We start from the raw sequence: 19,382 nt of genomic DNA, 5'->3' as shown, positions 1-19,382 counted from the left end.
TCACTGCGGTCATGGGGCGAAGAGGTCCCGGATCAGCTCACGGCAGCGGTGCGAGTGGCGGAGGGTGCCAAAGAGACTGTACCGCCTCAGGTTTCGGCGCATAAAGCCGCAGGGTCAGAGAGAAATCGCCCGATTCGGGAATGGGCAGCCAGTTTCCGGTGGGGACGCTCGGTCCCGGGTCCGCGTACTGCAGGGTGATGTCCAGGGAACCGTCAGGATTGAGCGCTACCGGAACCTGGTGGCCAACCGCGTAGATCCCCGCCGGGTTGGGCACCAGATAGCTGTCGGCGTCGTACGCGGTCAGCGACCAGAAGGCGTCGACAGGCGGCAGTTTGCCCGGCGCGAAATGCAGCCGAAAGCGGCCCCGGTTCATGTCGTCCACCGAGCCGAAGAACGTCGGATAGATGGCATCCTCCGAGAGAGCGGCCCCGAGACCATTCCATGCCTGGGTCGCGCGTAACAGGTAATCGGTGCCGTACGCGCCCAGGGTCGGGTCGTAGATCCAGCCGTTCTGGTTGACCGAATTCGCCCCCAGATACACCGGGATCTGCCGCTGTGCGGTGGCGGCCGCCGAGCCGAGTTCGGCGTCGGACAGGCCCTCGACTTCGCCGCCCGGCCGGATGCCGATGGTCGCGAAGCGTCGCATGGCGGGTGCGTCGTCGGGTGCGGGCGGATTGATCGCCATCACCGCGCACATCCGGTCGAAGAATTCGCGTGCACCCATGTTCACGACCTGCTCGGCCGGCGCCGGCCGCGGCTGGGTCGGTCGAGCCGTCCTCGTCCGATCTGCCACACGCCACCGCGCCGATCGCGGCCCCTGCCGTCGCCGCCAACACGACGCGCCGCGAGATAGTGGGCCTGCGCTCGGGTCTGTCGTCCATAATCCTGCTCCGCCTCCGATCAGATCGGGTACCGTGCAGGGCTCCGCACCGGATTATAGCCGCCCAACGGGAATAAAATCGCTGGTCAGCACCTCGGAGGCAACTCCGGCGCGAGGTCTTATGACGGTTGGCGGGTACATCGACGAGCCCGCTTTCGTCTGCCGGTAACCGACTGCGGCGCCGGACGGCCGCGGCCGCCGGGCGCCGTTCCAGTGGGCGATGGAATCGAGCATTTGTTCTACTTGGTTCCGATTCGCCGAGCGCGATCACCGAGTAGCACCTCGATGAGGCCGTTGCGGGCCAGCCGTGATCCCGGCAAGGCCCGACGTCATCGGTCATCGAGGACGTGGGCGGGCGAGTTCGTGATGGATGGCTGGAACGAAACGATGATTCGGAAGTGTGGATGCTCGAGGGTCTGGATAAGGTCGACTGGGACGCTCTAGACGACGGATACGGGTCTGTGACCGCAGTTCCCGAGTTGCTTTGGAAAACGACATCGGAGGACCCGTCTACCCGTGGGTTCGCGATATACAAGCTCGAGAATCTGTTACGAACGAACCCGCTGGATTATGACTTCGACCCCGTCGAATCGGTCGATCCGCATCGGCTCGGGGCTGTGTGTGTGCCTTTCCTGGTTGAGCTCGCAGTGGATCCGCTCCACGGCGATCGGGCGGCGATGCTACGAATGATCGCCACCATAGCCGGTGTCGATGAAAGCGAATACGGAACATCTCTCCACCTCCGTTGGGACGGCGAGTCGGCCACGACGAGCGAATCCCGGCACCGGGAAACCGCTCGTTCGGCGATCGGGCGCGCGCTGCCGAATCTCCTGCCGTTGCTGGCCGACCCGGACCACGACGTCCGGCGTGCGGTCCCATTCGTCCTGGTGGCTTGCGCCGACAGGTGGGAGACGGTGATCCCCGCACTGCGGGACCACATCGACGAGGAACGCGACTCGCTGGTGCGCGGCAGGATCGACACCGTACTTCGGTGTATCGCAAAGGACCGGCCGGAGCAGGCGGCCCGATTCGGGCTTCCGCCATATTCGCCGCCACCGCCCGAACCGGTGACGCTGTCGGCGCAGACCGCACGAGCCCTCGGATACCTCGCCGAGCCCGACCCGATAATGCGAGGAATTGGCTGCACAGAAGCGGGCAAGGTTATCGACACCTGGCGGGCAGAGCACCCGGAATTGCTCGATGCCTTGGTGGATGCGGTGGGCGATGTCGATCTGTGGGAAACCGCGACCGACGTCTTGACCCGCCTGGGATCGGCCGCGGCGCCGGTGACCGATCGCATCCTCAACCAGCTCGAGCAGTACCTGCGGGTCACCGAACTCCCCGAGGGTATAGACAACTCCTGCCCGTTTCAGTGGCTTCCGCTGCCCTGGCTGTCGCTGAACACCAGGGAGCGATCACCGCATCGCGTCGGCCCACTACTGCAATTGGCGGCCAATACCGGCGACCGTGGCGCGATTCCGGCGGTGCGCTGGGCGTTGGAGCTGGACGAGCCGCCCATCAACCTGGACAAGGCATTGGCGCCGCTCGGCGCACACGCACTAGAACTTCTGCCTCTTATTCGCCACCGGATGGTCGAGCTGCACACTCGCAAAGCCGACGACGACCATCAGCGTGCGAGCGATCGGACAACTCGGCCAGCCGGCCGCTGCCGCTGCGCACGAGATCGTCGAGGTCCTCTCGGATACGCCGGTGCTGGCGGTCGAGATCCTCGGTCAGCTGGGTCGTGGCGCCGCATCGACCGAGCCAACGGTCCGGCCATTCCTGAACCACGTCGACCCGTCCGTTCGCCTGGAAGCAGCAGTGTCGCTCGGTTGAGTCCAGCAGGATGGTGTACGACCGGACACCAGCAAAGTCTGGGCGTGTCGTAGCCGAGTAGAGGGTGGTCACCGCGTGATCCTTCAACAGACCTACCAAGTCACTGAAGGAAGAAAGTTTCACGCGATGACCTCTGTCCAGCCTATCGACCCATCCAAGATGCTGTCGGACCAACTCGCCGTCGCGAGCCCGGATCTGCTGCGCAACATGATGTCCACGTTCATCCAGGCATTGATGAGCGCTGAAGCCGACACGGTGTGTGGCGCCGGCTACGGCGAACGATCCGACGAGCGGGTGAACTCACGAAACGGGTACCGCCACCGCGACTTCGACACTCGTGTCGGCACGATCGACATCGCGATCCCGAAGCTGCGCTCGGGCTCCTATTTCCCGGATTGGTTGCTCGAGCGCCGCAAACGCGCCGAACGCGCGCTCACCTCGGTGGTGGCGACCTGCTACCTGCTCGGTGTGTCCACCCGCCGCATGGAGAAACTGGTCGAATCACTCGGTGTGACAAAGCTTTCCAAGTCCCAGGTGTCGATCATGGCCGCCGACCTCGACGCCCAGGTCGAAGCGTTCCGCACCCGACCACTCGACCAAGGCCCGTACACGTTTCTCGCCGCGGACGCGCTGGTGCTCAAAGTCCGCGAGAACGGCCGCGTGGTCAACGTGCATGCCCTGATCGCGACCGGTGTCAACGCCGATGGCTACCGCGAGATCCTCGGCATCCAGGTCACCAGCGGCGAGGACGGCGCGGGCTGGCTGGCATTCTTCCGCGACCTGGTCGCCCGCGGCCTGTCCGGCGTCAGCCTTGTCACGTCCGACGCCCACGCCGGGCTGGTCGCCGCGATCGGCGCGACACTGCCCGGAGCTGCCTGGCAGCGGTGTCGTACGCATTACACGGTGAACCTCATGTCGATCACCCCGAAATCGTCGTGGCCGTGGGTGCGGACTCTGTTGCACTCGGCGTTCGACCAGGCAGACGCCGAATCGGTTGCTGCCCAATATGATCGGATGCTCGATGCACTGACCGAGAAACTGCCGAAGGTGGCCGGACACCTCGACGCAGCACGCGCTGACCTGCTGTCGTTCACCGCGTTCCCCAAGCAGATCTGGCGCCAGATCTGGAGCAACAACCCCCAAGAGCGGCTGAACAAGGAAATCCGCCGCCGCACCGACGTCGTCGGCATCTTCCCCGACCGTCAAGCCATCATCCGGCTCGTCGGCGCCGTGCTCGCCGAGCAACACGACGAATGGATCGAAGGCCGCCGCTACCTCGGCCTCGACGTGCTGGCCCGCTCCCGCGGCCTCACCGACCCCGCCGAACAGGAGGACACCACCCCAGCACTGACCGCCTGACCGAACAGGGTCACGCGGCAATCACCCCGATACACCACCCGCTTGGACTTGACCGTGTCGCTCTGGCGTTTGGTCGGAGACCCCGAACCGGCGTCAGCTCAGGTGACGGCCGCGCTGGAGGCTGGGGATCCGGGGTTGTATCCCCGCGCGGTCGCGGTCGCGAAGACAATGGGGCCCGTCGCCGCCGGCTGTGTACCGGCACTGCGTCGCTTTGTCGATGACAGGGCGCGCCTGTGGCTGGCAGTCGACGCCGCCATCGCAATGTGGCGCATCAGTGGCGAGCCCGAACCTACGGTGACCGCACTGCTCGAGCTGAGCACCACCGCGCTCAAACCGCGCCAAGCCATCGGGGAGTTCCACGCGAACTTGCTGAGCTACGCCGCAAAGTGTTTCGCCGAGATCGGGCCCGCCGCCGAGGTCGCCGCACCACTGCTGGCGGCCGAACTGGCACGACCGCGCCGACGCGATATCGGTGCGGGAAACGATATCGAGCTTTGCCACGACTGTCGAAGCGCACTCGACAGCATCTTCGAGGCTTGAGCCGGGACTGGTCGGGGGACCGGCGCGGTACTCCAACCTGCGCAAACGTTCTGCCGTACATGGTGTCTCACCAACGTTCGTTCACGAGACACCCTGCGCCGTACGGTGTTTCCGCAGGCTAAACCTGTGCCCCGAACTCCGCAACCAACGGAGACGACTACCTGTCGGTAGCCGCCCGTATCACGGGAGATTCCTTTCGGCTACTACGGCGACCCCGGCCCTCAGCTTCGGCTTGCCGGTTCGGTCGTCACACCTTCCTCCGAAAGGCGGGACCATGCAACGTGGTTGGGCCAGTCGACCGCACGGTATCGGGTCGGGCGAAGCCCGGGGATCGGAGTGATGCCGGTGATCTCCACCGCGGTATGGAACGGAACCGTGAGTATCTGGTCCATCTCCTCACGTACGAAAGCGATGTAGTCCGCCTCGGGCAGTGACGCGTGCACCCCCTCGCCCCACACCGTCACCATCTGCGGCGAACCATCATCCTCCTGTTGCCGCACCATGATGTCGGCGAAGAAGAGAGACGCAGACTCGTCATCGTCGAAGTCCCCGCTCACAACCGCGTCGAAGCCGTATTTCTCCTCCAGCCACTCACGCTGCTCTCCGTATCGGGTGCAGGCCAGCAGCGTACGGGCTCGGTCGACGGCGGGCGGCAACGGTCCGGTGATCGCCTGGTCCAGTGGGACCACCATCCCGTTGTCGTCAACTGTGTAGGCCTGCGGTGACAGGGGGCGGGCGGCTTCACGAACTTCCTGCTCCACGGTCTGATACAGATGCTCGAGCAGTTCCGGATCACCTGGAGCGACAATCAACGACGTGTGATCCGGAATGAATGCCACTGGCCGGTGCCGGTAGCTACTGGTGCACGCCGCCAACCAGCCCGGGACGAGCAGCCACGACGGGAGATAGCTCGAGTCCTCGACGACGATGCGGACTATGGCACCCTCATCGAACTCGGTCGCGATCACCGTTTCCGCGAGATTCTGCCGCGCGGCGTCGAACACCTCCTCCGCGCCCACGCCCCATTCGACCAGCTGCTGTTCTGCCGGGAGTTGGATCCGGCCGGGCTCGTCGATCGCCACCATCTCGTCGATGAACGGAAACGCCGGCCGCCGCAACCGGGAACCGGAATTTTCGAGCACGTACGTGCAGGGCCGCAGAACGGGTCGCAACAGCGGACGGACCTGGTCCCAGCTCGACAGTGTCAGAGACGGGGCGAGCATCACGGTGACGAACCGCTCCACCTCAGCGCGTCGTTCCTCGGCAGAGGAATCCCGCACCTGCTGGAAGAGGTTGCTCAGACTGAGCACCATGCCGCCGTTGTATCGGATGACGAACTCATCTGGGTCATAGGACACGCGGGTGGCGCCAGCTTTCATCATTTCCTGATAGACCTGCAACGCCAACTGCCGTTGCGCAGTCCGCTCCTCGGGTATCGACATCCACACCTTGCCTTCGCACAACATCTACTGATCCGTCCGACAGACGGATCATCACCCGTTTGTTGGGGCGGAGATTCCCACGCTAATGTCCCAGCACGACCACCCCGTACACACCTTCCCCACCTCTGGGAACTTGATGTCTGATGTGAAGATGGTCGGGGATGGTGCCGGTGGGCGGCATGACAGGATTTTCATGTCCAGCCCACGGAGGGGCCATCTGATTCGCGCTCCCATCAATCACGCGGTGAATGGGCGAGTTTCGAATTTGCTAGTAGCCGCTCGCATCGGAAGCTAGATTTTCTCCATGTCGTCGATCATCGTTGTGCCGTTCCATCAGGATGAGCAGCTTCCCGCGGAGAACTTCCCCCTCCCGGGTGGAGGTCACCGAATGGTCGTGCCGGATCTCCCGGAGGGGAACATCTGGGAGCGCCTGGTCTCGCTCTACCGAGTAGTGGCTGACGCTGTGTCCGAGGCCGAGGAGACGCCGCTCGTGGTCTCGGGAGACTGCACGGTTTCGTTGGGCGTCTTGGCCGGCGTGCAAAGAAGAGGGGTCGATCCCTCGATAATATGGTTCGATGCGCACGGCGACGTCCACACGCTCGAATCTTCGACGTCCGGATACATCGGTGGAATGGCGCTGCGGCTAGCTCTCGGAGCGCACGCAGATCGCATGGTCGAGCCCCTCGGCCTCAGACCTCTCACCGAACGGCAGGCCACCCTCGTCGACGCACGCGACCTCGATCCCGCTGAAAGCGAGTTCCTTTCGACCGCTGCTATCCGCCGTTGCTCGGTCGAGCAGATTCACCTGCCGGAGGATCCGATTGTCCTCCATGTCGACGTTGACGTGATAGATGGCGACGAAGTCCCCGGACTGCGATACCCCGTACCCGGTGGGCCGCCTCGCAACACCGTGCTCGACGCGATTCAGAGAATTGTCGACACGGGCCGGGTGGTAGCGCTCGATATCGCATGTCCTTGGTACGCGGGCAATTATCCACAGCGTTCCGAGCTGCTCGCCGCCATCACCGGCAGGTTCGAGCTTCACTGATCCGTTTGTAGCTGAGCCTTTAGATGGTGCACCACTCACGCCACGGTCATCTCGCCCATTTCCGACCAGCCGGTGGCGTCGATGGTCTGGCTGATGATCTTCGGAGTGGCAGCAAGAGCGCGCGGCAGTTCCGCCATCGCTTTCTCGAAGTGCGCGCTGGTGACGTGAGCTCGGCCGGCGTCGGCGTCCCGAAATGCCTCCACCAGTACGTATTCGGCTGGGTTGGCCAGGCTGCGGGACCACTCGAACCAGAGATTGCCGTCTTCGGCGCGGGTGCCTTCGGTGAACTCGGCGACCAGGTCCGGCCAGCGCTCGGCCCACTCCGGGCGGGTCTCGAATTTCACGACGATGAAGATCATGGTGCTCTCCTAGGGAACGAGGATGGCCCGGCCGCGGACCTTGCCCGCGTCGAGGTCGTCGAGGGCGGACTGGAAGTCGTCGAGGGCGTATTTCTGTGTGTGCAGGGTGACCGCGCCGCGCGCGGCGAGTGCCATGAGGTCACACAGGTCGTTGTAGGAGCCGACGAGGTTTCCGATGATGTTGATCTCGGTGGAGACGATGTCGATCGTCGGCACCTCGATGTTTTCGCCGTAGCCGACGATGTGGTAATCGCCTGCCCTGCGTAGCATCCGGATGCCTTCGGCGGTGGCGCCGCCTTCACCGACGAAGTCGACCACGGTTTCGGCGCCGTGGCCGCCGGTCAGGTCCAGCACCTGCTCGACGTGGCTGCCATCGGCGACCACGGTGCGGTCGGCGCCGATCGCTGCAGCGAGATTCAGGGCATCGGGGTTGCGGTCGACGACGATCAGTTCGGCCGGGGTGAGGGCTTTGAGTACCTGGATCCCGATGTGGCCCAGCCCGCCCGCCCCGATGACGACGGCGCGGTCGCGCGGGGTCAGGCGGCGGGCGGCCTTGGCCGCGGCGTGGTAGGCGGTGAGCCCGGCGTCGGCCAATGCGGCGACGTCGGCCGGCTCGAGCGAGTCGTCGATCCTGACCACACTGCGGGCAGAGGTCCTGAGGTAGTCGGCGTAGCCGCCGTTGGTGTCGATGCCGGGGAAGGCGTTGGCCGCACAGTGCACGTCGTCGCCCGAGCGGCAGGCGCGGCACAGCCCGCAGGTGATCAGCGGGTGCACGATGACCTTGTCGCCTTCGGCCACGTTGGCGACCGCGGAACCGACCGCGTGCACCCAGCCGGCGTTCTCGTGGCCGATCGTGTACGGCAACCGCACCTGGGATGTCTCGGCCCACTGCCCTTCCAGAATGTGCAGGTCGGTCCGGCACACTCCGGCGCCGCCGATTTTCACGACGACGTCGAAGGGCCCGGTAGGAGTGGGCGCCTCGACCTCCGTCATCTCGAGGTTGCGGTGGTAGCCGACGACCTGGACGGCTCGCATGGTGCTCATGGTGTTCCTTCTCCGGTCAGGTGGTGAGTGCGGTCGTGTCCGAAGCCATCAGGTAGGCGAAGTTCGGCGAGCAGAACGACCTCGGCAACCGCAGGCGTACCTCGACCTCGCCCGCGGGCGAGACTCCAGGGAGCTCCGAATCCGGCGATTACGGTGGTAGTCGTGGAAGCAGTCGATGAACTGCATGCCGTGAATGTTGCGCTGGTACTCCGGCCGGGCATCCCGCAGCGCGACGTGAGCGTCGACGATGAAGTAGCTGGTGGCATCCTTGCGGTACATGGGCTGCGCTCCTCGAACGAAGTCTATGTGGTGACCATCACAGGCCGAGATCGGAGTGTAGGGCGGCCGGAGACGGCCGACGAGGGCGTCGGCGTCTCATTCTGAGACGCCAGAACTACGGCGTCGGCGGACCGGCGGTGGCACGGTGGGTTGCAAGCGGATCACGCCGCTGTGATCGCGCGGTTCAGGAGGAGGCGCCCATGACGGACATGAAACGGGTCAGGCGTCACGAACTGGTCGACCGCCGCACGAGCGACGTCTCGAAGCGATTGCTGGCGTCATGGCAACGCAGCGAGGACTACGGCGTGCCGCTGGAGGAGATCGATCCGGTATTCACCGGCACCGAGAACCTCGGGTCGCTGTTCTTCCGGTGCGGTAGCGAAGTGCTGGCCGATCTGCACTCGACCCTGGCCGACGAGCCAGTCGGCATGATGCTCGCCGACGCCGACGGCGTGGTGCTCAGCCGGCTCAGCGGTGACCGCGCACTGCTCGACGCGCTCGACGACGTACATCTGGCACCGGGCTTCGGCTACGCCGAACGCGACGTGGGCACCAACGGGCTGGGGCTGGCCCTCGCCGACCGGGTGCCGACATTGGTGCGCGCCGACCAGCACTACGCGCTGAGCTTGTGCACATTCACCTGCGCCGCAGTCCCGGTGCTCGACCCGACATCCGGCCGACTTGAAGGCAGCGTCAACCTCACCACCTGGTCACAGTCGTCCAGCAATCTACTGCTGGCACTGGCTCGCTCGGCCGCGAGCAACACCGCCGCACTCATGCTTGCCCGCTCGAGCGGCCGGTCACCGCGCCGCACGACGCGCGGCCAGGTCTTCCGCGTCGAGGTGCCTCGCCTCGAGCCCGGATCGGGCACCGTCGCTGCTCTGTCGCGGCCGTGGAACGAGGCGGTCGCCGCCGCCGAACAGGCGATGACATCCGGACGGATCGTCGCCGCGGTGGGCGAATCCGGTTCCGGTCGCGCGACCGCCCTCGCCCAGGCCGCCCGGCGCGCCTACCCCCGCGACCGCATCCTCTCGGCAGGCACGCCGGCACCGGCCGATGTCGACACGTGGCTGGGACTCTGGACACCCGAACTCGACAAGGCTCACACCGCGGTGATCGTGCGCGACGTCGACGCGCTGCCGGTCTGGGCCGCCGAACAACTGCGCGACCTCCTCGACCGCCACGGCGACATTGCGCCGTTCGCGGTCACCGCCGAACACTTCGCGGACATCCCCGCATCGCTGGCCGCACGCATCGATACCGTCGTCCCGGTGCCCGCTCTGCGTGATCGGCCCGATGACGTCGGGACCCTGGCTGCGCACCTGACGTGCCGAGTGCGCGGTCGCGAGATCACCATCAGCGCCGCGGCCCAGCGGGCGTTGCGCGGCTACGACTGGCCCGGCAACGTCAACGAACTGTCCCAGGTGGTGTCACACCTGGCGAGCCGGTGCGATGCGATCGACCTCGCCGACCTGCCGCCGCAACTGCTGGCCGGCAGCACCCGCCACCTCTCCCGTATCGAGGCGTTCGAGCGCGGTGAGATCGTGCGCGTGCTCTCGACCACCAGCATTACGATGGCCCGGGCTGCCGCCGAACTCGGCATGAGCCGCGCCACCCTCTACCGCAAGATTGCGCAGTACGACCTGCGCATGCCGCGGGAACGGTCGAGCTGAGGTACCGGAATACGGCGAAGCGCGGCGGTGGCTTCGTGCTCGACCGGCGCATCGACCACTCGCGGTTTCGGGCCGAATGAACTCCCTTCCGCAGCTGATCTTCAGGTGCCGTCCCCGCTGGGTCCGAGAAAGATCCGAAAATTCGTCGCTGCGGATGTCGAACGAGTCGCTGCTGCGGGAGCTCGTGCCCGCGGTGATCGGTGTCCTCGTCCGGCGCGGAGCCGACTTCGCCTCGGCCGAGGATGCCGTGCAGGAGGCCCGGATTCGCGCGCTGGAGAACTGGCCGGAGGATCCACTGCGTGATGCGAAAGCCTGGCTGGTCGCGGGCGCCTGGCGCAAGTTCCTCGACGCCCGCCCGGGCCGAAACCTCACGGCGGGGACGGGAACTTGCCGTGGAGGTCGAGCCGCCGAGAGGTCCGGTGCCAGGCACGGACGACTCACTGTGGCTCTACTTCCTGTGCGCGCACCCGTCGCTGTCCCCTGGTTCGGCCGTATGAACCACCACGCCGGGAACGCGCCTTGTGTTCTCCGCTTGGCTCAGTGCGGGCTCCTGTTCTCCGCCAGCTGGACGAATTCGGTGACGGCGGTAGGCACTTCCTCGCCGAAGATGCTTTTCAGCACGGGTAGCGAGATAAGGGACAGCGGCCCCCTGGTTTCCAGGCGCCAGGTGACGTCGTAGCGACCGTCGGCTCGGCGCTGGATGGTGTGGTGCCAGTCGGTATGGGTCCCGAGCAGGCTCTCGAATCGGTCGGTGAAGCTCTCCTTCGGCGTCACCTCGACGATCTCGTACCGGACCGGGTCCTGGCCCTCGACCTTGACGGTGCCGGTGGTGCCTGCCTCGAACGGACCGTCGACATTGATGTACTCCAGGCCGCGGTCCCACTCGGTGCGGGCGGGCACGTTACTCCACAGCTCCCACATGACGTCGGGATTCGCATCGGTCGTGCGGGTCACGGTCACGATGTGGGAGTCGCGTAGCGAGCCGACCGTTGCGAGCACGGCTGCGGCTGCGATGAGGAGGGCCAGTACGCCCAGGACGAGGGTGCGGCGAGACATCTGCGCCCCTTTCGCCTGCCTCGCACGGAGAGCAGGATAGAACAAATGTGTTAGACAAACGTATCGCACGAATGTTCCAGTCGCACGGAACTCGGCATGAGAGTGCGTTCAGCAGACAGACCAGCTACAGGTGCTTGCCCGGTGATGGAGGTGCCCCGCGTGTCTGTGCCCGCACCGATGCTGGCGACCGCCACATGTTGACTGAACTAACTGCACTGTTTTCTGCGGCTCAGAATGTTTCGCAAGTCCCGGTGCGTCCCATAGCTATACGCAAACGCCGAAACCAAGAGACCGGGGAGCCGAAAACATCGGGAGGTTCGGGAGCGGCGGGCTGTGAGGGTAAGGGGGAGCGGGGGAGGGTGATGCCTCAGCCGCGCCAGGTTTCGAGGACGTGGTCGACGGTGGGACGGATCCGGACCCTGGCCTCCGGGCGGGAGATGCCGGTCATGAGGAGGTGGTCGTAGTCGGTGTCGCGGTGGCGGATGGAGGCTATGACTGCCAGGGTGAGCGCTTCGGGGGAGAGAAGTTTGGCGGCGGCGGTGCGGCCTACGCGGCCGCTGCCGCGGGCGGCGGCGTGTTCGGCGATTTCGGTGGCGCGGTCGCTGGGGCAGCCGGGGAACAGACGGCGGATCTCGTCGGACATGCGGGCGCAGTATTCGACGTCCTGGGCGGCGCGGCGGACACGGTCGCGCTCGCGGCGGCGTGTGCGGGCGTCGTCGTCTGCCAGGCATTGTTGTTCGGCGCGGGCGAGGGCGGCCTCCTCGACAAGGATGCCCAGCCGTTCATAGCGTTTGCGTCGCTGGTTGAGGCGGACCACGACGGCAGCGAGGGTGCTCTCCTTCTTGGCGCGCCGGCTCAGCGCCGCGTTTCCGGCGGGCAGGAACTCCAGATGGTCGAGGTCCGAACAGGTCAGGCACAGCGGTCCGGCCGCGGAGGTGATCAGATATGGGCCGGTTTCGGCGCATTCGGCGCACGTCCATGGCTGCGCGGCCTCGACTACCGTCAGATCCGGAGCCCGGTTGTGGCGTTGGACGACCTGTTCGCGCCGCGCCGGGCTGAGTTCCGCCGAGAGCCAGTGCATGCGGAACACCTCGTCTTCGCCGTTGTCGACGAACCGCAGCGCCTGGCGATCGCGCCCGCCCGACAGATACGCCGCTGTGCTCGCGGCGAGCCCGCGCTCGCGGGCCCACTCGCCCAGCAGCTCCGCCGCCTCCTGCATTCGCCGCCCATCCACCGCCGTGACTTGCTCCAACGACCGCACCTGCCCCTGCCGCCAGCGATCGACATGACTGGATCGCACCCACCCCAGAACGGCGAATACATCGACCGCCGACACGTATTCGCGTTGGGCCAGAGCCGCTTCCGCAGCCTCGACCACTCGCCGCCGCAGCTTGGACACGGGTTCGAACCCTAGCGCACGCCGCGGGTGAGCTAGACGATCGCCGGCGACGAATCGCGACGATGAACCAGGCCGCTGGGCGGTGGAGACGAAGTGGGACGGAAACGGGCGGGTTCGCGGATTCTCGCAACGCTGAGGGAAGTAACTGGTCTGCGTTGGTGCGTGTAACCCACCTCGCTGCAACGGGTTCAGTCTCGTTTACCCGAGCGCAGCTCGATCAGCGCAGTGTGGTGAACGCTCACCCAGCGGCATTATCGGATACTATCGTCGAGTGTAGTCAGCCTCTGGTGTTTTGCGCTGGTTGGCATTGAAGCGCGCCTTCTTCTGACGATTTCCGCACGTGTTCATGTCACACCATTTGCGGGTGCGACTTTGACTGGTATCGAAGAAGGCGGCTTGGCAGGTTGGCGATGCGCACAAGGCCAATTTTCCGTCTCGTTCGCCTGCGATGATGCTGATCGCGTCGGCGGCGATCACGCTTAGGGCATCTTCTACGCAGGAAGCCGAGCTAAGTCGCCATTGACGATTACCCTCGGGCGTCAGGATAGCCGCGGCCCGACCCTGAATGCTGCAGTCATTGATGATTTGGATAGCAGACGCAGGGAGAGCGTCTTGGATCGCGGTTGCTGTCGCGGCGGCGTGAATTGATTCCCTCAGTTCCCGAGCGAGTTCGAGCTGGGCGGTGGTGCAGGACTCCACGGCCAGGCCATTCACTGCCAGCCAGTCGACGAGTCGCTGCGGCGTGGGAATGCGCTCCACAGCGTCGCCACGACGCTCCGTCAGAGTCGCCGTGAAGCTGGTCGCTAGCACGTTACCGAGACGAAAGTCAGGGAACCGAGCGCGCATGGAACCACCTTAGCAGGTTGCACGCTGACATCGGACATGCTAGAACCGTCTTAGCCGGTTCGCGATAGGTCGTAGCCGGTTCCCCGATGGCCAGGAGGTCTCATGCCCCGTCCAACCAGCGACGTGCAAGCATTCGAAGCCCACGCAACTGACGCTGACCTCGACGATCTGCGCGCGCGACTAGCCGCGGCGCGGCTACCGGAAGCTGAGACGGTCTATCGCGCCGCACCCGACCCTCGCCGATGGGAACAGGGCGTTCCTCTCGCCGACCTCGTCGATGTCGTGAACTACTGGCGCACCGGGTACAACTGGCGGTCGTTCGAAGAGCGCCTTGACCGGATCGGCCAGTTCCGCACGACCATTGATGATCTGGGAATCCACTTCCTGCACCGCCGATCCGCGCGCGCAGATGCCACTCCTCTGATCTTGACGCACGGCTGGCCAGGCAGCATTGCTGAGTTCATCGATGTAGTAGACGAGCTGGCAGATCCGAAAGATGCAGACGCGCCGGCGTTCCACGTCGTGGTCCCGTCATTACCAGGCTTTGGTTACAGCGACAAGCCGGCCACCACCGGGTGGGGAACCGAAAAGATCGCGGCCACATGGGTGGAACTGATGGGAAGGCTCGGCTACAGCAAGTTCGCAGCCCACGGCGGCGACTGGGGAGGTAATATCACCACGGTTCTCGGCGGCAGGTTCCCGGCGCACGTTCTCGGCATCCACACAACGTTCGCGGAGGCGCCGCCCGGGTTGACAACGGACGGGCTGACGGCGGCCGAGCGCAAATGGACCGAGGAAACCCGCGATTTCTGGCGCCACCGCGCGGCGTACGCGAAGCAGCAGGCGACCCGACCGCAGACCATCGGCTACTCGCTCGTCGACTCACCGGTCGGGCTTCTTGCCTGGATCCTTGACAAGTTCGCTGAGTGGACAGATACCGAAGATAGCCCGTTCGAGACGATTTCCATAGACAGCGTTCTTGACGACGTCACCCTGTATTGGCTGACGCGGACCGGCGCATCGGCGGCCCGCATTTACTATGAAAGCCACAACTCGCTGGACCCCGAACTTCGGGTCGACGTCCCGTCAGCAATCAGTATGTATCCCCGCGACATCGAGAAGTGTCCGCGCCCCTGGGCACAGGAGCGGTACCGACAAATCGTCCGATGGAGGTCGCCCGAAACCGGGGGACATTTCCCGTCGCTGGAGGTTCCCGAGTATTTCGTCAAGGACCTGCAAGAAGGCCTCGCGGCAGTGCTGGCCGCTAATCGGTGAACGCGGCTGGGTCCAGCTCGCCAGCCTCGACCTTGTACTCGGCCGAAAACAACCGACGCTTGCGAGGAGGCATAACGAACGTCCTTACCAGCAGAACCAACAATCCTGCCAACTCGGTGTCCACTTCCACGGGTGAACCTCAAAGGGCTTGACAGTTCTGGATAAGGCGGCCGTCCTTTGGTTTGCTGCAACGCCGCATGCACGTCACCCGGCCGACGCGTGCGCTGATGCGTGAGGTGCCGGTGCACCCGTTCTGCTTTATGCCATGGACGGTCAGTGACCGATTTTAACCTACGTTCGCTGTCCAACGTGCCTATCGACGCACGATCAGAGGCATTTTCGTGCGTTGGTGCCCGTCCCACCTTTACTACCGACCCTGGATGCAGCTCGTTGGTTGCTGTTCGATAACCAGCTGGGGATTTCGTTGGCTGGGGTTGTCGTTGATCGCCTAGCGTCGAGATGGTCAGGTGTTATCCAGGTCAACAAGAGCTGAGGTAACTGGGATGGCTGCGAAGTTCGAGATCTACAAGGACAAGTCCGACAAGTATCGGTTCCGACTCAAGGCCGCCAATGGCGAAGTCATTGCGGTGGGCGAAGCGTATGAGTCCAAGGCTGCGTGCAAGAACGGCATCGAGTCGGTCAAGAAGAACGCTCCTGCCGCCGATATTGTCGACCAGACACTGGCTGGGGTCTAGCGACTTCGATCCGCGGGCTCGGTTCGGCCACTTGGCGCCGGACCGAGCGGGCGCACGCCCAGGATCACGTGGTGGTTAATCGCTGTCCAACGCAATAGTCGGTACACTGCGCTCTGCACCAGCGGCCGACTTGGTGAACATCCCTGCTTCGCAACAGGTTTCGCTCACCTATCCAGTGTGGGCTGGTGTTCCATATGTTCGCCGCGCTCGCCGAGTTCATCCGTCGGGCTCGGGCCATCCTCCCCTGGCCGCAGGAGGCCATGTCCTTGGTCCCTGCGGCGTCGAACTCGAGCCGATTGGGTCCCGGACCGAGCGCATGAGTGGAATCGGCTACTTGCAAGCCACCGGACTCACGTTGGCTCGCAACCGATTTCGGTGACACGGCGCCGCTGCGGAGGGATGATGGAGTCTCGCGCTGGATAGGCAGATCGTTCGGTGATCCGGAACAAGGAGTACTTCTGTCATGGGCAAAGTCAGCACCAAAGGGGAATGGGCGCGCGTCAGCGTAGAGGAGTCGCAGTTCGAAGGTCTGAGAAAATCTGGCACCAGATCCAGCAGTGGCATCAGATCCAGCATCAGATGGGGTGGCGCCCAGGACGACGAGAAGAGCGGTTATGACTTCACTGGCCTCACCGACGTCGACGCGCTCCTCGACGGTAAGGATTTCAAGCTGGGCATCTTCACGCACTACAACCGCCGAACCCACCTGAAACACAGTCAGTTCTGGGTGTACCTCGAGGTCACTGTGGACTTCCAGGACGAGGGGTTCGACCACACCTTCACCCTACGTTTCCGCCATGACGAGACGCCCAACCAGCCCGGGGACGTGCCCGATGCGGTCAAACTGCCGATAGTCCACGAGAACGACATCGTGCGCGTCGACGATGTCGAATACAAGGTGTCGATCACCGGTTTCTTGGATGGCAAGGGGCAGGTGACGCCGCAGTTCGACAACCCCGAGGACGGAATCAAGAGAGTCTGGCTCGTTGCCCGGTTCGAGCCGATGAGTGAGCCGGGCTCCTGAACCACGGCACCGAACCCGGCCGACACGGAAACCCCACCGCCGTGCAGCCGGAGAATTGCGGCGGTTCAGATCCAATCCCGCTGCGCAATGCACCGGCCATACCTGGGACGCAGCACCGGCAACCGCTTCGGATCACGGACCTGGCTGCCGCGGCCGCTCGTCAGTGCCCGGCCGACTCGGAGCGCCTTGTGCGTGCGCCACATCCGGAACTCGCGGCCGGCTCGCCCAAGTGGGGACGGGCCGCTGTGAGTCGGTCGGCGAACCAGTCGGCGATCACGGTGTGTTTCTCCATAGAGTGGTTGCACATGCAGTGGTCGCCATCGGCCCATTCACGCCAAGTCTTATCATGGCTGGCTGCGGCTGTGTAGATTCCTCGCTCCCGGTGACGAATTGGTCAGCCGGCCGGGAACTTCTCCGAGTACACGACCGCGAGGCCGCCGACGAAGCGATAGGGGAGGGCGATACTGGTCTGTCGTCGGTTCTTGTACGTCGGGTTGCGAGAATCAGGAGACCCGGCAGGTCGCCGTCGTGCGCGAACCACAGGGGGAGGCCGACCAGGGTGTCATCCTTCCGGTAGCTCGTCAACATCACATGCTTGCTGGCACGCGAGTCGCTCCAGGTCGTCATGCGGACCCCTCCAGATCGGCAGTGGCGGCGCGCTGTATCCGAGTCGCGTTGCGCAGAAAGTCCAGAATCAGTTCGAGCTGCTCGTCGCTGTAGCCCGCATACAGTTCGGTGAGCCCGGCGACCAAGCCCTCGAAGAGCCTGCCGAACCCGGCGATGTGCTCGTAGTTGATCTCGACGACGACTCGACGACGATCGGTCGTGCCCTTGGTGCGGCGGACGAAGCCTTTGACTTCGAGCCGGTCGATGAGGCCGCTCACCGACGCGGGCGCCAGACCCGCGCGCTGGGCGATATCGCCCGCGGTCAGCGGGCCGAGACGTTCGAGCAGGTCTAACGCCTTCTCCTCGGTCATCCCCAATCCCATCCTGGCCGCGACCGCGCTATGGAACATCACCACGACGTTGCTGTTCTCGCGGCCCGCGACCGACAGCTCCTCCAGCAGTTTCTTTCGCCTATCCGAAATATCTGTTGACAACACCCACGCCCTTCCATATATTTCGTTCGGACGAACTAAATATCTCACGAGATCGAAGGTAGCGCAATGAAGGCAATGATCATCGGCTGTGGCATCGGTGGACCGACGGTGGCGATGGCGCTCGCGCAGGCCGGCATCGAGTCGGTCATCTACGAGGCCTACGACACCACCGCCGACGGCATCGGCTCGTTCCTCAACATCGCCTCCAACGGCCTGGACGCGCTGCGGGTGCTCGGCGCCCACAAGGCCGTCATGGCGGCGGGCATCCCGACCCCGCACATGGTGATGTGGAGCGGCACCGGCAAGCGGCTCGGTCAGGTGGAGAACGGTCTTCGACTCGACGACGGCACGGTGAGCCACACCATCCAACGACCCGACTTCTACCGCATCGTCCGCGACGAGGCCGCGGCGCGCGGCATTCCCATCGAGTACGGCAAACGCCTTGTGGCTCTGCGTGAAACGACCGACGACGTGACCGCGATCTTCGCCGACGGCAGCACCGCCACCGCGGATCTGCTCATCGCCGCCGACGGCGTGCACTCGACGACCAGGAAGCTGCTCGACCCGGCGGCACCGGGTCCGCGCTACTCCGGACTGCTCAGCATGGGCGGGGTGGTATCGGACCCGAAGTTCACCGGGGAGCCGGGTGTCTACAACATGATCTTCGGGAAGAAGGCGTTCTTCGGCTACAGCGTCGCCGAGTCCGGCCAGACCTGGTGGTTCGCAAACCTGCCCATGGCACAGGAGCCGAGCCGCGAGGCGCTCGCGAACACGGACTGGAAGCAAGCCTTGATCGAGGAGTTCGCCTGCGACAACAACGACTCCGCCGAGATCGTCCGCCGCGGCTCGGTGGAGTTGGCGCTGCCCGTCTACGACCTGCCACCCATCCCGACCTGGCACCGCGGCCGAGCAGTGCTCACCGGGGACGCAGCGCACGCGACCTCGCCGAGCTCCGGGCAGGGGGCCTCACTGGCTATCGAGGACGGGCTGATCCTGGCCAAGTGCCTGCGAGACCTGCCCGACCACACCGCCGCCTTCCAGCGCTTCGAGCAACTCAGGCGCGCACGGGCCGAACGCGTCGTCGAGTTCTCCCGCAAGATCAGCAACAGCAAAGCCGCGGGGCCGGTGGCCCGGGTTTTCCGCGACCTGATGATGCCGATCTTCCTTAAAAAGGCGGCCAACGCCGAGTCCCTGGCCTGGCTCTACCGCCACCACATCGACTGGACATCACCACAGATCTGATCGATCCGCCGCGACGCGCCAGTCAGTGTGGTTCTCCCACGCGGGTGGCCCGAGGGTTGGACCATATGGGCAGTGAGGTGAGGGCCGCGTTCCCTGCAGGCAGACGCAGGTGACCTCACGACCCGTGGCGTCAACCTTGTGACCAGCCAGTTTCTGCCAAGAGGTTGGCAGTGAAAATGGACGGGTCGCGCAGGCGTCGGGTTTGACCTCTAGCTTGACCGACTCCCGTGCTGCAGAATGTCATTCTTGCGATCTGTCGACTCGATGCCCGCGCGACCGCACGTG

General features: G+C 64.8%; 18 protein-coding genes and 2 pseudogenes. 10 read left to right on the top strand and 10 right to left on the bottom strand.

The window, feature by feature from the left end; translation table 11 throughout:
- Positions 1-37: 37 nt before the first annotated feature.
- Positions 38-724: a DUF1214 domain-containing protein gene (locus tag OHA40_RS31650; RefSeq protein ID WP_330230476.1), complete on the bottom strand. Its 687-nt coding sequence runs from the start codon at positions 722-724 to the stop codon at positions 38-40.
- A gap of 842 nt (positions 725-1,566) precedes the next feature.
- On the opposite strand from OHA40_RS31650, the gene OHA40_RS31645 reads away from it, so the two are divergent.
- The 3 genes from OHA40_RS31645 (at position 1,567) to OHA40_RS31635 (ending at position 4,615) form a co-directional block, all read left to right on the top strand.
- Entirely contained in the window at positions 1,567-2,769 is a 1,203-nt protein-coding gene (locus OHA40_RS31645) for a hypothetical protein (RefSeq protein ID WP_330230475.1), read from the top strand.
- 73 nt (positions 2,770-2,842) lie between these two features.
- The gene (locus tag OHA40_RS31640; RefSeq protein ID WP_330230232.1) at positions 2,843-4,075 is read left to right on the top strand and encodes an IS256 family transposase; all 1,233 of its coding nucleotides are present in this window, start codon (positions 2,843-2,845) and stop codon (positions 4,073-4,075) included.
- Positions 4,076-4,117: 42 nt separating this feature from the next.
- Positions 4,118-4,615, top strand: a complete 498-nt coding sequence (locus OHA40_RS31635) for a hypothetical protein (RefSeq protein ID WP_330230474.1) — start codon at positions 4,118-4,120, stop codon at positions 4,613-4,615.
- A 221-nt stretch (positions 4,616-4,836) separates the two neighbouring features.
- Here the strand turns inward: OHA40_RS31635 and OHA40_RS31630 are convergent, their stop codons facing one another.
- The gene (locus tag OHA40_RS31630; RefSeq protein ID WP_330230473.1) at positions 4,837-6,057 is read right to left on the bottom strand and encodes a hypothetical protein; all 1,221 of its coding nucleotides are present in this window, start codon (positions 6,055-6,057) and stop codon (positions 4,837-4,839) included.
- Positions 6,058-6,361: 304 nt separating this feature from the next.
- On the opposite strand from OHA40_RS31630, the gene OHA40_RS31625 reads away from it, so the two are divergent.
- Complete coding sequence (locus OHA40_RS31625; RefSeq protein ID WP_330230472.1) at positions 6,362-7,105, top strand: arginase family protein; 744 nt, start codon at positions 6,362-6,364, stop codon at positions 7,103-7,105.
- A gap of 35 nt (positions 7,106-7,140) precedes the next feature.
- Here the strand turns inward: OHA40_RS31625 and OHA40_RS31620 are convergent, their stop codons facing one another.
- The 3 genes and pseudogenes from OHA40_RS31620 to OHA40_RS31610 form a co-directional block, all read right to left on the bottom strand.
- Positions 7,141-7,464 (bottom strand): putative quinol monooxygenase, encoded by a 324-nt coding sequence (locus OHA40_RS31620; protein WP_330230471.1) that lies wholly within the window; start codon positions 7,462-7,464, stop codon positions 7,141-7,143.
- 9 nt (positions 7,465-7,473) lie between these two features.
- Positions 7,474-8,499, bottom strand: coding sequence for an NAD(P)-dependent alcohol dehydrogenase (locus tag OHA40_RS31615; RefSeq protein ID WP_330234448.1), 1,026 nt, complete (start codon positions 8,497-8,499; stop codon positions 7,474-7,476).
- A gap of 156 nt (positions 8,500-8,655) precedes the next feature.
- A pseudogene (locus tag OHA40_RS31610) lies at positions 8,656-8,787 on the bottom strand (amidohydrolase family protein); the annotation flags it as partial.
- 200 nt (positions 8,788-8,987) lie between these two features.
- Between OHA40_RS31610 and OHA40_RS31605 the strand changes: the two are divergent.
- Together OHA40_RS31605 and OHA40_RS31600 are read left to right on the top strand one after the other, a co-directional pair.
- Positions 8,988-10,460, top strand: a complete 1,473-nt coding sequence (locus OHA40_RS31605; RefSeq protein WP_330230470.1) for a helix-turn-helix domain-containing protein — start codon at positions 8,988-8,990, stop codon at positions 10,458-10,460.
- Between the two features lie 154 nt (positions 10,461-10,614).
- Positions 10,615-10,954 (top strand): annotated as a pseudogene (locus tag OHA40_RS31600) (sigma factor); the annotation flags it as partial.
- 43 nt (positions 10,955-10,997) lie between these two features.
- Here the strand turns inward: OHA40_RS31600 and OHA40_RS31595 are convergent.
- From OHA40_RS31595 to OHA40_RS31585, 3 genes are all read right to left on the bottom strand, one after another.
- Positions 10,998-11,516 carry an SRPBCC family protein gene (locus tag OHA40_RS31595; RefSeq protein ID WP_330230469.1) on the bottom strand — a complete coding sequence of 173 codons (519 nt, stop codon included), beginning with the start codon at positions 11,514-11,516 and terminating at the stop codon, positions 10,998-11,000.
- Positions 11,517-11,883: 367 nt separating this feature from the next.
- Entirely contained in the window at positions 11,884-12,915 is a 1,032-nt protein-coding gene (locus OHA40_RS31590; RefSeq protein WP_330230468.1) for a DUF2293 domain-containing protein, read from the bottom strand.
- Between the two features lie 261 nt (positions 12,916-13,176).
- Complete coding sequence (locus tag OHA40_RS31585) at positions 13,177-13,761, bottom strand: CGNR zinc finger domain-containing protein (RefSeq protein WP_330230467.1); 585 nt, start codon at positions 13,759-13,761, stop codon at positions 13,177-13,179.
- 102 nt (positions 13,762-13,863) lie between these two features.
- Between OHA40_RS31585 and OHA40_RS31580 the strand changes: the two genes are divergently transcribed.
- A complete protein-coding gene (locus OHA40_RS31580) occupies positions 13,864-15,036 on the top strand; it encodes an epoxide hydrolase family protein (RefSeq protein WP_330230466.1) in 1,173 nt (390 codons plus the stop codon).
- Here the strand turns inward: OHA40_RS31580 and OHA40_RS31575 are convergent.
- Positions 15,026-15,166 (bottom strand): hypothetical protein, encoded by a 141-nt coding sequence (locus OHA40_RS31575; RefSeq protein ID WP_330230465.1) that lies wholly within the window; start codon positions 15,164-15,166, stop codon positions 15,026-15,028. The two genes, OHA40_RS31580 and OHA40_RS31575, sit on opposite strands and share 11 nt — an antisense overlap.
- A gap of 373 nt (positions 15,167-15,539) precedes the next feature.
- On the opposite strand from OHA40_RS31575, the gene OHA40_RS31570 reads away from it, so the two are divergent.
- Positions 15,540-15,731, top strand: a complete 192-nt coding sequence (locus OHA40_RS31570; RefSeq protein WP_330230464.1) for a YegP family protein — start codon at positions 15,540-15,542, stop codon at positions 15,729-15,731.
- A gap of 463 nt (positions 15,732-16,194) precedes the next feature.
- Complete coding sequence (locus OHA40_RS31565; RefSeq protein ID WP_330230463.1) at positions 16,195-16,755, top strand: choice-of-anchor K domain-containing protein; 561 nt, start codon at positions 16,195-16,197, stop codon at positions 16,753-16,755.
- 623 nt (positions 16,756-17,378) lie between these two features.
- Here OHA40_RS31565 and OHA40_RS31560 read toward each other — a convergent pair.
- On the bottom strand, positions 17,379-17,858 hold the full coding sequence (locus OHA40_RS31560) for a MarR family winged helix-turn-helix transcriptional regulator (protein ID WP_330230462.1): 480 nt from the start codon (positions 17,856-17,858) through the stop codon (positions 17,379-17,381).
- Positions 17,859-17,921: 63 nt separating this feature from the next.
- Between OHA40_RS31560 and OHA40_RS31555 the strand changes: the two genes are divergently transcribed.
- Positions 17,922-19,097: an FAD-dependent oxidoreductase gene (locus OHA40_RS31555; RefSeq protein WP_330230461.1), complete on the top strand. Its 1,176-nt coding sequence runs from the start codon at positions 17,922-17,924 to the stop codon at positions 19,095-19,097.
- The last annotated feature ends 285 nt before the right edge of the window (positions 19,098-19,382 follow it).

The sequence above is a fragment of the Nocardia sp. NBC_00508 genome (assembly GCF_036346875.1).
Classification (GTDB): Bacteria; Actinomycetota; Actinomycetes; order Mycobacteriales; family Mycobacteriaceae; genus Nocardia.
The sequence above is the reverse complement of the archived record's forward strand: the minus strand, read 5'-3'. Positions and strand labels throughout refer to the sequence as shown.

Excerpts from the sequence above, each read along its gene's own strand:
- OHA40_RS31555 (WP_330230461.1), top strand. The coding sequence starts at position 17,922 with ATGAAGGCAATGATCATCGGCTGTGGCATCGGTGGACCGACGGTGGCG.
- OHA40_RS31570 (WP_330230464.1), top strand. The coding sequence starts at position 15,540 with ATGGCTGCGAAGTTCGAGATCTACAAGGACAAGTCCGACAAGTATCGG.
- OHA40_RS31615 (WP_330234448.1), bottom strand. The coding sequence starts at position 8,499 with ATGCGAGCCGTCCAGGTCGTCGGCTACCACCGCAACCTCGAGATGACG.
- OHA40_RS31620 (WP_330230471.1), bottom strand. The coding sequence starts at position 7,464 with ATGATCTTCATCGTCGTGAAATTCGAGACCCGCCCGGAGTGGGCCGAG.
- OHA40_RS31605 (WP_330230470.1), top strand. The coding sequence starts at position 8,988 with ATGACGGACATGAAACGGGTCAGGCGTCACGAACTGGTCGACCGCCGC.
- OHA40_RS31625 (WP_330230472.1), top strand. The coding sequence starts at position 6,362 with ATGTCGTCGATCATCGTTGTGCCGTTCCATCAGGATGAGCAGCTTCCC.
- OHA40_RS31650 (WP_330230476.1), bottom strand. The coding sequence starts at position 724 with ATGGGTGCACGCGAATTCTTCGACCGGATGTGCGCGGTGATGGCGATC.
- OHA40_RS31640 (WP_330230232.1), top strand. The coding sequence starts at position 2,843 with ATGACCTCTGTCCAGCCTATCGACCCATCCAAGATGCTGTCGGACCAA.
- OHA40_RS31580 (WP_330230466.1), top strand. The coding sequence starts at position 13,864 with ATGCCCCGTCCAACCAGCGACGTGCAAGCATTCGAAGCCCACGCAACT.
- OHA40_RS31565 (WP_330230463.1), top strand. The coding sequence starts at position 16,195 with ATGGGCAAAGTCAGCACCAAAGGGGAATGGGCGCGCGTCAGCGTAGAG.
- OHA40_RS31595 (WP_330230469.1), bottom strand. The coding sequence starts at position 11,516 with ATGTCTCGCCGCACCCTCGTCCTGGGCGTACTGGCCCTCCTCATCGCA.
- OHA40_RS31645 (WP_330230475.1), top strand. The coding sequence starts at position 1,567 with ATGATCGCCACCATAGCCGGTGTCGATGAAAGCGAATACGGAACATCT.
- OHA40_RS31630 (WP_330230473.1), bottom strand. The coding sequence starts at position 6,057 with ATGTCGATACCCGAGGAGCGGACTGCGCAACGGCAGTTGGCGTTGCAG.
- OHA40_RS31585 (WP_330230467.1), bottom strand. The coding sequence starts at position 13,761 with ATGCGCGCTCGGTTCCCTGACTTTCGTCTCGGTAACGTGCTAGCGACC.